The following is a 12473-nucleotide window of genomic DNA, read 5'->3' as shown; positions in this document are numbered from 1 at the left end:
CGAAAACCTACAAACCGTCCTTGTGCCATCATGATGGCCGGCATAGTCCTTCTCAACGCGCTCGGACTCTAGCCGATGCCGCACACCGACCGATCGTAGATTCCGACCGATGTCCCCGGAAAAGTCCCGTTCCGCCACCATGCGAGCGGTCAAGCCGACACAGTCACCTTCATGCTCCAGCCCTCGATTTCTGCGACCTCGAACGACCAGGGTAGGCCGTGCGTCGACGCCGTCGGACCCAGCCCCGAAATCCACTCAAGCGCAGCGGCCGACAGATAGAGACCACATCCAAAAATCGCGTGTGTCGCCAGACTGCGCAGGCAATTCTTCAGCGGCGTCGGCGTTCGCGATCCCGCGATGCCTGCGCCCATGGCGGGTTGCATCACGAACAGGGGAAAGACGACCGTCCCCACGCCCATGGCCAGGGCCGACCCCCACGCGGGATCGCGCAGCCAGCCAGTGCCGCAGAGGACCACCAGCACCGCGGCGAACGCGATGCCCACCGCGTAGTGGATGGCCCAGCCCAGTGCCAACTCGCCGTGTATGGACGCCGCCTTGCCGATGCTCGCGTGCGTCAATTGGCCTCGGAGCAAATGCCCGGCCCAGCGGCCGACGAGTGCGTAATTCAGCGTCGGAACGCCCAGCGCCTTCAGGACCGCGGTCCACACATCCATCACCAGGGTCGCACCGATACCGACCAGCACCACCCTTGCCACCTCGTCCACCGCCGCCATGTTCGTTCCTTGCCGTTGCCGAAATACAGATTTGCTGCCAGCATAGAAGTTGAAGTCAACTTCAAGTCAAGAGGGTGTCATGGACATTTCGGAAGTCGCCCGACGCACGGGCGTGCCGGCCTCCACGCTGCGGTTCTACGAAAAGAAAGGGCTGATCTCAGCGACCCGGAGTACCGGCGAGCGGCGACGCTTCGCGCCGGACGTGCTCGATCAATTGGGACTGATCGCGCTGGGGCAAGCCGGCGGCCTTTCGCTGGACGAGATCGGCACTATGCTGTCTACCGCCGGTGCGCCTCGGGTCGATAGGAAGCTGCTGATTGCCAAGGCCGATGAGATCGACGCCACCATCAAGCGCCTGCGCGCCATGAGCGAAGGACTGCGCCATGCCGCGGAATGCCCCGCGCCCAGCCATGCGCAGTGCCCGACTTTCCAGCGCCTGGTAAAGGTCGCCGCGGCGGCCAGATTGAAACGAAGCCATCGACAAACTCCTGGCGCCACTCACACTGCAGAACGAACAGGCAGCCGAGAATCCACCTAGCTACCAGCGAAATGATCGAACAGATCCGCAAGCCTATGGATGATGCGGCAGGCAACATCATTTCGATGAACGCTTTACCGAGCCTGGGTACTTACCGCGCGTGCATGCCGCCTTGAAATTTCCTTGTGTCGGCGGGCTCATGTGTCAGGAGACATCCCGTGGCGTTAGCCTGCTCATCCATTACCGTTCCCTTCGCCTCCCAGCAAATGCTGCGGGCCGGGGAGCATGCAGACGTGTATGACCACACCGGAATCCCATGCATTGCAAATGAGATCACGCGCCGGTTTACCGATGCGACCGAACGCAGGGTCGATCAGGGGATAGGAGCCGCCCGGTTATCCCGACGAACCGCCAGATCGACCGCATCGGATAGATCGACCGCGTCGGACATATCGACCGCCTCGGCGATCCGCAGGCGGCAGGAACTGATGTACGCCATCGGCGTCGATGTGGCCAGGCAGTTCGGATGGAACGTCAGCGATTACACAGGCTCGGAACTGGCGGCCCTGGGTGAGCAACTGATCCTGGACCACGCGCTGCATGGCGATCGCGCTGACCATGTCCGACTGCTGGCGGCCCTCGCCAAGGCCGGCAAGCAAACAGGTCCGTCAATTTCCCTGACGAACGAGGCCCCCGCAACTGCCGACGATCACGACACACTCGCGCATCAAATCAACGAATTTCTGTTCGAGGAATTTAAGCATGAATTCACCGTCTCCCATGCCGTAACGGATCTCGCCGCCGTCCGTCCGCCAAGGCGCTCTACATCGGATTCACCGGACCCAGAGTATTCGGGCCAGTTCGACGCTTACACCCGCTCAGCCACCGACAAAACCATCGCCCTGTTGAACAACTGGCTTGACTGGATCGAGGCGAAGCATGGCGTGGACTTCAAGGACGCGCGTATCGAGATCCAGGCCGCGCATCTGCAGTATTTTCCCCGTCAAATCCGACCCAACTCCAGCGTATTGACCGACTCCGGGGGTGATACGAAAAAGGAGATTCCGGCCGCCGGCTATATCGTGACCCTGGCTGGCGGCGGCCGTCCTCACCGATATTTTCTTTCAACGGCCGACGGCAGCATTCATCCCATGCCACAGGATGAGCCTCCGGCCGATTGGGCCCTCCGGCAGCAGGAAGACGTCTTCGGCATACCGGCGGCCTCGCCTGACCAGGATACGCCGGCGGGGCTGCGCACCCGCGTGGCGCTGTTTACCCTGGGTCAGGGAGAACGCGCCGATCTGCAGACCTGGCTTGCACCAGCCCTGCGGAAACGGTTCGAGCAGGAGGGCCTCGCCACTTCGACACAACGGGACGATGCGGTGTCTGGCGCGAATCCGCAGGCGCCAGGGAGTGGCGCCATCGATACGCTGCTGGATTTCATCCCATTCCGGCGGATGTTCGTCAGCATCCGCAATGGCGACTGGAAAGCGGCTTTGTTGTCCGGCGGCGTCGATATGATCACCATTGCCATCCCCATGATGGGATCCGGACTTCGGCTGGCCGCCGGCGCAACGAGGGGGCTGATCCCCGGCTCCCGCGTGATTCACCACAAGGCCGCCAAGGCGCTGGGGCGCGCGTCAAGCGCCGCGCCTTCACTATCGGAAATGCGCACCGGCATCGTGACAGCGCTGCGCTCGCTGAGTGCTCACAACGGCCTCGCGCATGGACTGCGCCCACTGGATGTCGACAGCATGGCAGCGGCCTTGCGCGCTACCCATCCCGGATTGGCCAACGATCTGCAACGACTGGCCGCGCGAAGGCGCGGAGCCGCCATGCAAGACGGTTGGTGGCGTCTCAAGCCGTCGACGCGGGTCACCGACGATGCGGAGATCGCCCCGCTGGCCCCGGTCACGGCACACGGCACGGACGACACCGTGCTGTCGCTGCTGCGTTACGGAAGCGACGCCGCGTCTGCCTATACCCGCAGCACATCCACGGGCGAACGAACCGGCATGGTGTTGCAGGCCGATCGCGACGGCTGGCTTTACGCGTCGCTACCTATCGACATCCTGGAGCGCTATCGAGTAAGCGATCCGGAGTTGCTGCGCCGGCTGGCTGCCCAACGGCCCGGCGACGACGGCGTCATTGCGTGGGACGGGGGAAACTACGCACGCATCGCCGATTCCCATGTCGAAATCGCGCGCGATCGCGCGTCCGACGTCGCGCGTCCGGCCTGGCACGTCATCGCGCCGGACGACACTCGACGCGATGTCATCATCCATCGCATCAGCTATGACCAAGAGCGGGCAATCTGGCGCCGCGCCGATGACGCCGGACTCAAGGGCGGCGGTAGCGGGTTCTCATCATATGCCCGACGGCGGGTGGAGCCCGGTGGATCCGCCAATGCAGATGGGCAGCCCGCACAAGCCGGACCTTCCGGGATGCAAGCTGCAGAAGCGTCATCGCCGGCCGGTTCCACAGCGCCGCGGCCCAAGATTCCGATGCCGCTACCAGCGATCACGCCGGACGTGCGGCAACTGCGCGAATTCCGCCAATTGCTGTTAACCCGCATCGCCAATGCGCCTTCGCGCGCGCGTGTCGAAGCCGTCCAGGAGCTGCTCGTCCGCCTACAAGAGCATCCGCGCGGCCGTGCCATCCTGCGCGCCATGCACGCCTACCATGACCTTACCGGCCATGCGCCCGATATCGTGCTGCGGGAAGGAAGCAATAGCTCGCTTGCCAGGCCATCGCTTGCACGGTCGGTGCGCAGCACGCGTTGGAACCTGGATGTAGATGCGCTCGACAGCGGTTCCCTGGACGCGGCCCTGGACGAATTGGCCGCAATCTACAACAACATGACCGGCATCCTGGATGGGATCAATCCCTTTGCCGAAGCGATGCGGAACGGTACGCTGCATGATGGCCGATCCTTGCTCAATATGAAACAGGAAGCCGCATGGGCGTACTGGATAAAACAAGATCCAACAGGCTATTCAGTCGGCCCTCCGGGGACGGTGTACACCCGGCCGCGACGCCAAATCATCATCGATAAACTGCGCCTCCAACTGCAGTCCGCCCGCTGCCATGGCGGCATCGACAGGTCCACTCTGATCGGCGTGTTGAGAAACCGCAACATCATCCAGCCCGTAGGCCTAACGCTGGATTTGTCCGAACTGCACCTGACGGCCATTCCTCCGCTGCCCATCGATGTCCATACCTTGATTGTCAACAACAACCCCATCACGGACTGGAGCCGTCTGCCGCGCAATCTGACGACGCTCAAGGCCGCGCACACCCGGAATATTTCCTTGCTCCTGCGATATCTTCCGCCGAGGCTACTGGAACTCGATCTATCCAACAATCACTTGACCTCGATTGCCGGGCACCGACTGCCACGCAGCCTCACCCATCTGACGGCGAACCACAACGCGTTCACGGAGATCCCTGACAACCTGCCCGATGGTTTGCTTTGCCTTTCGTTGGAAAACAACATGTTGACTCGGTGGCCGAAAGCGCTTCCAGGTTCTCTGCGCCAACTAAGGGTGTCGCACAACCAATTCGATCGTCTGCCGCGCAATATGCCGCCCGACCTCGAACATCTCGATCTGGCCGGAAATATTTTCTGGGATATCAGTCCGGACACCTTGCCACCCCACCTGAAGATATTGAACCTGACGAACAACGACGACTTGGGAGAACTTCCCAAGCTGCCGGAAACGCTGGAAATTCTGCGCGTAGGGCGAACCAGGTTATCGTCCCTGCCGGCGGCCCTGCCGCGCTCCCTGATGCAGTTGCATGCGCCTGGCCTCGGCCTGAATCGCTTGCCGGACAGCCTGCCGCAGGGCCTGACCGTGCTTGATTTATCGAATAACAGGTTGACCGAATTGCCTGCGCATATAACCGAACTTACGCTATGCGACATCTATCTTGACGGCAACCCGATTTCCCCCGACGGTCTCCCGGCTCGTACGCCGAACGAGTCGGGGCCGGCTTACTATCTGGCAGCCACGGCTCCGCAACCGAAGATCGACGGTTCCCGCACCATGGCGCAAGCCGTTCGGTATTGGCTGGATAAACAGGAAAGCGCTGCGGCCACGCGTTGGGAAGCCATCGGCAAGACGATGGAAGAATCGACCGGCACGAACGTCGGCTTGGTACCTTTCATACGGTTCCTGGATAAGCTGCGCGGCACTTCCCTGTATCGCCGCAAGGCAGCCCGGGCCGGTATCGCGGAATTTCTGTTGGAACTATCCAAGCCCGAACGGGAACCGCTGCTGAAAAGTACGCTGGAGATCTGCGCAGGCGCCGGTGAGAGCTGCGAAGATCGCGCCATCATGACGTGGAACGACCTGTACAAACTTCGGGTCCATGATGACATCCGCCTGGGCCGCTACCGTGATCGCCCGGCCGATGCCCTGCAAATCATGCGCGAGCTTTTCCGCCAAAGGCGACTGCAGGAGATTGCCTATCGCAAAATCGCCGAGTCTCCAGACCTCGACGACGTTGAGGTCTATCTGGCATATGTCGTCAAGTTGCGCAGGGCGCTGGAACTTTCCATAAGCCCGCCGGACATGCACTACTTTTCAATGTCCAGCGTCACCCGGGCCGATCTGGACGCCGCGGTGCAGGAAGTCAAGGCAGCAGAACGGGCGGAGTTCTACAAAGACCTGGTGGTTGACGACACCTGGAATGCGCTTATCGAACAGAATCTGGCGGCGCGATACGCGCAGGCCAAGGCCACATTGATTGAACAGGCCGACGCACCCTTGCAGGCAAAGATCCATGCCGAATTGCGTCTGCTCGGCGTGGATCCCCTTGATGCCGATGCCTATCGCAACATCGCACCCCATGTCTGGCGAGGTATGAAGTACGACATACTGGAGCCACTCACCCGCGACTACTTGACCGGGCACGACATACCCCTGCCGGTAGATACCGCCACATAGTTTCCATCGCCGTCCAAGACCTTGTAGAGCGTGGACTTAGAGTAGGCGCGGCGGTCCACAAGCCTGGCATTGCCCGTTATCCGGCGCAGAACCCTCGACGTCGATGTCACCGGCACGCCAATGCAACGAGCGCCTGCAGCCCCTGTGCCACCGCAGGTCGTTGATCGGCAAATGCCACGCTCGCATCGAGGTGGCCGGGATTCGCCTCGATTACCGACTTCGCCAACGTGAGCCCGGGCATTTCCGCTACCACGCGCATCTTGATGCCGCTTAGTACCTCGCGGAGCTGAACTGCGCACTTCCCCCCACCGTGCCCGCCATAGCTCACGATCGCAGCAGGCTTATCGCGCCATTCGCGGTAAAGATGATCGATCGCGTTCTTGAGGGCCGCGGGATAGCCCCAGTTGTACTGAGGCGTAAGGAAGACGAACGCGCTCGCCGCCGCGACCTTTGCGCTCCAAGCTTTCGTGGTATCGCACGAATAGCTCGAATGTGCGGGAACATCGGGCTCTGCGTCCATGGAAAGTTGCCAGTCACGCAGATCGATAATCTCGATCGTCGCTTCGGGGATCACTTCCGCCCCGATTCGTGCCACCCATTTCGCAATGTCAGGGCAAAGTCGACGTTTGCGAACACTGCCCATGATAATAAGAATCCGTAGGTCTTTCGGCATGTCATGTGCCCATTCTGCTCTGATTCAGGGGCGTTGCGGAGAAGGACTGCTTTACGCCCGATGAGCGCTGCGCAAACTCGTGAGTCAGTGCCGTCACGATCCGAGATAGCGGAAGAGCACGCTGCCGAGGAATACGCCGAGTGCGCCCAGTATGCCGGTCAACGTTGGCGGCGCAGGCAAAGGAAGCTTGAGCCAACTGAACAATAGGCCGACGGCAAGGCCTGCGCCGAGAGCGAGAAGATTGGTCGTAATCATTAAACCTCCGCCCGACTCTTCAACTCAGCTTGATTCAAAAAGGAGTTCAACACCATGCCGATGTGGTTGAGCGTGGCTTCGTCTGCGAGGCGTCGGCCATCGAGCTTCCGATGGATATGGGTCACCGCGATCTCCGCCAACGGAAAGAGGCGGCACAGCATGGAAGACAGCGTTTCCCGGAGTTGATACTGTGCCCGCACCCCGCCTAATGCGCCCGGCGACACGGTCGCGAACAGGACCGGCTTTTCAACAAAGCAGCTTGCAAAGGCCGGACGGGACAACCAGTCGAGCGTGTTTTTCAGGACACCGGGTATGCCATGATTGAATTCCGGCGTCACGATGATGACGGCATCAGCGCGTTCTACGGTCACTCTCGCGTTCGTCACAACGTCGGGTGAATCCCGGCCATCGTAATCCTCGTTATAGTGCGGTATTTCCCCGATATCGAGTTGGTAAAACCGGGTCTCGAGGGGCAGCAACTCTGCGATGGTCTGCAAGAGCACGTGACTATACGACTCGGCGCGCAAGCTGCCGCACACGCCGACGATATGGAGAGGTTGGGTCGTCATAGGTCCTGATCCGATCCTTGCTGTTGCGTTCATTTGAATGGCAAGATAGAGAAGTTCCTACCGGATTTCTTTCGCCAACAGGCCATTCTTGTGTGCAAGCCTGCCAAACCGCCTCATCCCCCGGATCCAGTCGTGGACGGGGAAATCGTGCAGCATTCTGCAGGCAAGACGATCGGTCGCCATGCCCACGTGGCGGGGCAATTGAGTGTGGTGCTCAAGGGATCCATGAGGATTCGCTGTGGGGACGGTTGGTGGCTGGCTCCCGCCGGACGCGGCGTCTGGATCCCCGCGGGAACGGAGCATTCCGCCAGCTACAGCGAAATGGCATCGCTGGTACTGCTCAAGATTTCCCCACATGCCGCAGCCATGCCGCTGACTGTTCGCTCAATCGCAGTATCAGACCTGCTAAGGGAGCTCTCGCTGGAGTTTGTCAGGTCCGCGCTCAGGAAACGGGAGCCGGAAGACGCGGAGCTGATGTCTGGCCTGATCCTCAGGCGAATCCGCCATGCGGAAGCGACGCCTTTTTTATTTCTGCCGTCGGGCAACGACGCACGCGTCCTGCGAGTAACAGAGTATCTGCGCAATGATCCTGCCAATACGGCATCTTTCGACGTACTGGCGAAAATGGCCGGAAGCAGTCGCCGGACGCTGTCGCGGTTATTCCTCGCCGACACAGGGATGACATTTGCTCGCTGGCGCGATCACCTTCGCATTGTCACTGCGCTCGATATGCTCGTGCGTCATGTACCGATCGTGCGGATTGCGATGGAGCTCGGCTACAGCAGCCAAAGTAGCTTCACCACCATGTTCACGCGGATTATCGGCGTTTCCCCCGGTCGCTACGTGCGGGAAATGACAGAGAGGTGCGATCACATCCAATGATGCGGCTGGGCCGCAATCATTGAGAGGCGCCCTTTGATACGACCTGCCACGACCCACGCACCACCATGACATTCCGCAAACGAGGGGTGCGAGCGAAATCTGGAAAGCCTTCCCCGCGCGCTGGAGACCTGACCTGCGCCTGAAGTCCGCAAACTGCGGCAGGCCAACGAGATACCGCGCAAGGCGTGCGCGCATTTTGCCCAGCCAGCGCAGGGACGCCTGATCCGCCTCGTTGCGAATGTGGACGATAGGCGGATGGACGCCCAGCAGAATATCGGCGTGGGGACCGAGCGGTACGCCGAGCTTCCGCAGTTCCCGAAGGGATCACCGCGCCCCTTCCGCCGCACGATCCGCCGACGTGAGCTCCACCAGATCGTGCCCTTGGCGGAAACGACCATCTACGAAATGGAGCAGCGCGGCGAGTTTCCCCGGCGCTTCCGTCTGACGCCACGCTGCGTGGTCTGGGATCTGAAGAGGTCGAAGCCTGGATTGAAGGCCGCAAGCAAGCCTCGCGATCAACGGAGGCCGACACATCGCCCGGCCCGGACGTGAGGCTGCGTCGGCACCGCCCTGTTCGATGAGCCCGCCATCTGGCGTCCACGGCGACTATCCGATATCCACCCGGACCAGTTCCGCCCCGGGCAGCACCTGTGCCATCTGAGCCGCAGCAAGCTGCGACTGCAGCATCGTGGCCCAGTGCCTCCCGGCTGAAGGCCAGCGCGACATGCCCAGGCCGACCCCAGCCCACCATGGCGTCGGCACAGTCGTTGCCGGCCAGCCGGCGCAGGATCTCATCCTGCGAATCCAGTTCAGGATTCAACGCATAGACCAGTGTGAAATCGTGAACCATCGCGATCTCTCCGTCCGCTTGTATTACCCGCTGCGTCAGCGCGCCTTGATGCGCGCCAGCACGTCCGCCAACTGCCCACGATCCGCAGCGCGTTTAGCCGCCGTGCGCTGTGCTAGGTTGTGCAGCTTGCGCCGCACGCCGGGCAGATCGGCCGCATGGGTAAGGCCGATCAACCCGAAGTCCGGCTGCTCATCCTCAACCGACTCCAGAAAGGCACGCGATGGCTCGTCCAGCCAATGCGCCACGCGTGCCAACAGACGCTCGCGGCTCTCCAACAAGGCCGTCGCTTCAATGGGCTCAGCCGTCATGCCCTTGAAGTGAGCCTCGAAGGTGGCCTCGAAATCCGCAGGTACGCGCGGCGCCAGCATTTCCCATGCTGGCTTAGGACTACAAGTCAGGTAAACGAGAAAGGTCCGCCAGAGACCAGCATCCGCCCGCTCATCGTCCAGCAGCAGGCTCACGTCGAACAGATCGCGCGGATGCTGCCGCGACAATGCCGCCGCCAGCTTTCCGGCATACAGGTCGGCGAAATCCAGCACCTGGACTTCGGCGAAGCCGAACGCCTCCTCCACCTGTGGCCGCACGACCATGGTTCGCACTGGATGGACCGTGCCGCGCATCACAGGCGTCGTCTCGATCTGCACCCGTGCACGGCCGCGACTGGCTACCAATCGCGTAACCGCCCCACCCTCGCCCGTCGAGGCCTGCACCTGCAATTGCAAAGGCCGGGCGCGCAGCGCATCGGCCAAGCTTCCGAGCGCTTCAGCGATCAGCTTCGCATCCTCGACATAGTCGTGGACGGGCAGCCAAGCCAAATCAATATCCACCGACAGGCGAGGCAGATCATGCTCAAACAAGTTAATGGCGGTACCGCCTTTGAGCGCAAAACGTGGCTCCTGGGCCAGCATCGGCAGGATCTCGACCAGCAGCCGCACACGGTCCGTATAGCGCCGATCCCATCGATCAAGCCAGGTGCTCATCGAGGTCTCCCGGCAAGGTGATCTGGTAGGTCGGATGCAGACGCCCATCGGGGACCAGCGCCCGCTTGCCCCGGCCCAGATCGACGCCATCCATCGACACGTGGGCCAGCCATGCATGCTGGTGGCGATCGGCCAGGGCCAGGAACAGCCGCTTGGCCTTGATGCTGCGGCAGTGACGCAGCAGCAAGTCGACGCGCTTCGGGCGCAGCGTGGTCATGGCCTGCATCAGCGCATCGGCCTCGTAGACCCCCGCCGCATCCGATACGCCATCGCACAGCTCCAGCATGGCCCGCTCGGGGGTCGAGCAGACCAAGGCATCGACACCAGATGCAGCGGAATGCCAGGCGAAGCCCGCCTCGGATAGCGCCTTCTCGGAAGCTTCCGCAGTGAAGGACACGGCCGGCAGATCGAACGGCCCTTTGCCCTGGTACTCGAAGCGCTGCTCCATGGACAGCTTGCCGACCCAGCCCGGCGGAGGCGTCGGTCCGTAAAGCGTGATCGTCCCGGCATCGCCCAGACGCAAGTAGTGCTCGTGCCCTTGCAAGGCCAGCGCAAAGCGTCCCCCGACATGCAGCGGCATGCCCTCCGCGACCTGCAGGCTGCGGACCACCCCATCCCATTGCAGCCGCCCGCCGGCGCGCATGTACACGCCACGCGCCGGCGACACCAGCCAGCCGCTGCCGACATAGCGCGCGACCAGGCTGTTGGAGTAGTCATGCGCGCGCAGCCAGCGGCTGGACACCAGGCGCGTATCGCCCAGTTCGGCCAGCAATCGGTTCAATTTTCCTGGATTTTGAGCACCCATAGTGCCCAAAATATCATTTTTATAAACCTCCGCCAAGGACCATAAGTTTGAAACTTCAGTAAAAAGATCATCCAGAGTGATCTTTTTCGGACAAATGCAAACCCCGGTCTGCACCCCAGAAGTGGTTCCAGTTAAGGTCATCATGCGCTCCTCTCTCACAAAGCCGGGCTGAGCACCGGGACCGACACGTCCTCCGGCACCAGCTTCGGCACATGCGTGCGTCCATCGATCCACGCCTCCACCATGTCGGCCCACTCCTGGAGCATGTGCCGCCGCGGCCCGGCGTACTCGGCCTTGTTGTAGACCGAGCGCGAAGACCTGCTCCCCTCCTCGTGCGCCAGGCACTTCTCGATCCAGTCCCCGTTGAAGCCGACCTCGTTGAGCAGCGTGGACGCGGTACGCCGCAGGTCATGCACCGTGAATGGCTCTAGCGGCAATCCGGCGTCCTTCGCGCGTGAACCAATGAGCTGGGTCACCCGATTGAGCGTTGCATGCGACATGCACCGGTCGGGGTCATAGCGCGACGGCAGCACGAATCGCGAGCCCGCTGCGCAGGTGTGCAAGGCCACGAAGATGTCCATCGCCTGCCGCGACAGATAGACCACATGCGGCTTGCGCCCCTTCATTCGTACCTTCGGGATCGTCCAGGTGGCGCTCTCGAAATCCACCTCGTTCCAGGTGGCCTCGACCAGTTCGCTATTGCGCACCATCGTCAGCAGAATCAGGCGCAAGGCCAACCGGATGGTCGGATAGGACGCGATGGTCTCCAGTTGGTGGAAGGCCAACCGGATCTCGGCCGGCGAGAGCGCCCGGTCCTTGGGAACGAAGGTCGCGATCGAAGCCGCCTTCACGTCGTCGGCTGGGTTGGCAAGTCGCTCGCCATGCAGGATGGCGAAGGCATAGACCTGCTTCACGATGTCGCGGACGTGGATAGCCGTGGCCGGTGCGCCGCGCGCCTTCACCTTGTTGCACAGCGCCCGCAGGTCGTCGGGGGTGACTTCCTTCAGCTTCCGGTTCTGGAAGACCGGCAGGATGTCACGGTCGATGATGTGCTTGCGCATCGCCCATGTGCTGTCGGCCATGCGGGCATCGGCCAGCCAGCGTTCCGTCATCTCGCCGAAGGTCCTGGCGGCCGGCAGCCTCCGTTTGGCCCGCCGCTTCTCCAGCGCCGGGGAAAGGCCCTGATCGACCGAGCGCTTGGCGTCGAGCAGCCGCTCGCGTGCCATAGCCAGCGACATGCCGGCCGGCCCGTACCGTCCGAGCGTGAGCGTCTCGCTGTATTGACCCAGTGAAAACCT

General features: G+C 62.0%; 8 protein-coding genes and 3 pseudogenes. 4 read left to right on the top strand and 7 right to left on the bottom strand.

Features of this window, described 5'->3' with window-relative positions; translation table 11 throughout:
- Window positions 1–248: 248 nt before the first annotated feature.
- A pseudogene (locus tag BAU07_RS10420) lies at window positions 249–734 on the bottom strand (DUF2938 domain-containing protein); the annotation flags it as partial.
- A 79-nt stretch (window positions 735–813) separates the two neighbouring features.
- On the opposite strand from BAU07_RS10420, the gene BAU07_RS10415 reads away from it, so the two are divergent.
- Both BAU07_RS10415 and BAU07_RS10410 read left to right on the top strand, forming a co-directional pair.
- A complete protein-coding gene (locus BAU07_RS10415) occupies window positions 814–1272 on the top strand; it encodes a helix-turn-helix domain-containing protein (protein WP_084025564.1) in 459 nt (152 codons plus the stop codon).
- A 158-nt stretch (window positions 1273–1430) separates the two neighbouring features.
- Window positions 1431–6161 carry an NEL-type E3 ubiquitin ligase domain-containing protein gene (locus BAU07_RS10410; RefSeq protein ID WP_084025562.1) on the top strand — a complete coding sequence of 1577 codons (4731 nt, stop codon included), beginning with the start codon at window positions 1431–1433 and terminating at the stop codon, window positions 6159–6161.
- Window positions 6162–6267: 106 nt separating this feature from the next.
- On the opposite strand, the gene BAU07_RS10405 is transcribed toward BAU07_RS10410, so the two are convergent.
- The 3 genes from BAU07_RS10405 to BAU07_RS10395 all read right to left on the bottom strand — a co-directional run bounded on the left by BAU07_RS10405 (window position 6268) and on the right by BAU07_RS10395 (window position 7658).
- Window positions 6268–6834: an NADPH-dependent FMN reductase gene (locus tag BAU07_RS10405; RefSeq protein ID WP_066657056.1), complete on the bottom strand. Its 567-nt coding sequence runs from the start codon at window positions 6832–6834 to the stop codon at window positions 6268–6270.
- Window positions 6835–6927: 93 nt separating this feature from the next.
- Window positions 6928–7089: a XapX domain-containing protein gene (locus BAU07_RS10400; protein WP_066657053.1), complete on the bottom strand. Its 162-nt coding sequence runs from the start codon at window positions 7087–7089 to the stop codon at window positions 6928–6930.
- Window positions 7089–7658, bottom strand: coding sequence for an NADPH-dependent FMN reductase (locus BAU07_RS10395; RefSeq protein WP_066657050.1), 570 nt, complete (start codon window positions 7656–7658; stop codon window positions 7089–7091). Before BAU07_RS10395 ends, BAU07_RS10400 begins: the two co-directional genes overlap by 1 nt.
- A 132-nt stretch (window positions 7659–7790) precedes the next feature.
- Between BAU07_RS10395 and BAU07_RS10390 the strand changes: the two genes are divergently transcribed.
- Window positions 7791–8540 (top strand): AraC family transcriptional regulator, encoded by a 750-nt coding sequence (locus tag BAU07_RS10390; protein ID WP_198168890.1) that lies wholly within the window; start codon window positions 7791–7793, stop codon window positions 8538–8540.
- 255 nt (window positions 8541–8795) lie between these two features.
- A pseudogene (locus tag BAU07_RS10385) lies at window positions 8796–9121 on the top strand (helix-turn-helix transcriptional regulator).
- A gap of 304 nt (window positions 9122–9425) precedes the next feature.
- Here BAU07_RS10385 and BAU07_RS10380 read toward each other — a convergent pair.
- From BAU07_RS10380 to BAU07_RS10370, 3 genes and pseudogenes are all read right to left on the bottom strand, one after another.
- A complete protein-coding gene (locus tag BAU07_RS10380) occupies window positions 9426–10370 on the bottom strand; it encodes a nucleotidyl transferase AbiEii/AbiGii toxin family protein (RefSeq protein WP_066657047.1) in 945 nt (314 codons plus the stop codon).
- The gene (locus BAU07_RS10375; protein WP_066657045.1) at window positions 10354–11175 is read right to left on the bottom strand and encodes a type IV toxin-antitoxin system AbiEi family antitoxin domain-containing protein; all 822 of its coding nucleotides are present in this window, start codon (window positions 11173–11175) and stop codon (window positions 10354–10356) included. The genes BAU07_RS10380 and BAU07_RS10375 overlap by 17 nt, the downstream gene beginning before the upstream one ends.
- A 155-nt stretch (window positions 11176–11330) precedes the next feature.
- Window positions 11331–12455 (bottom strand): annotated as a pseudogene (locus BAU07_RS10370) (tyrosine-type recombinase/integrase); the annotation flags it as partial.
- Between the last annotated feature and the right edge of the window lie 18 nt (window positions 12456–12473).

Source organism: Bordetella flabilis, from assembly GCF_001676725.1.
GTDB lineage: Bacteria > Pseudomonadota > Gammaproteobacteria > Burkholderiales > Burkholderiaceae_B > Bordetella_C > Bordetella_C flabilis.
The sequence above is the reverse complement of the archived record's forward strand: the minus strand, read 5'-3'. Positions and strand labels throughout refer to the sequence as shown.

What these genes read in the sequence shown, in the direction of transcription:
- BAU07_RS10395 (WP_066657050.1), bottom strand. Translation starts at nt 7,658, where the DNA reads ATGACGACCCAACCTCTCCATATCGTCGGCGTGTGCGGCAGCTTGCGC.
- BAU07_RS10375 (WP_066657045.1), bottom strand. Translation starts at nt 11,175, where the DNA reads ATGGGTGCTCAAAATCCAGGAAAATTGAACCGATTGCTGGCCGAACTG.
- BAU07_RS10415 (WP_084025564.1), top strand. Translation starts at nt 814, where the DNA reads ATGGACATTTCGGAAGTCGCCCGACGCACGGGCGTGCCGGCCTCCACG.
- BAU07_RS10400 (WP_066657053.1), bottom strand. Translation starts at nt 7,089, where the DNA reads ATGATTACGACCAATCTTCTCGCTCTCGGCGCAGGCCTTGCCGTCGGC.
- BAU07_RS10405 (WP_066657056.1), bottom strand. Translation starts at nt 6,834, where the DNA reads ATGCCGAAAGACCTACGGATTCTTATTATCATGGGCAGTGTTCGCAAA.
- BAU07_RS10380 (WP_066657047.1), bottom strand. Translation starts at nt 10,370, where the DNA reads ATGAGCACCTGGCTTGATCGATGGGATCGGCGCTATACGGACCGTGTG.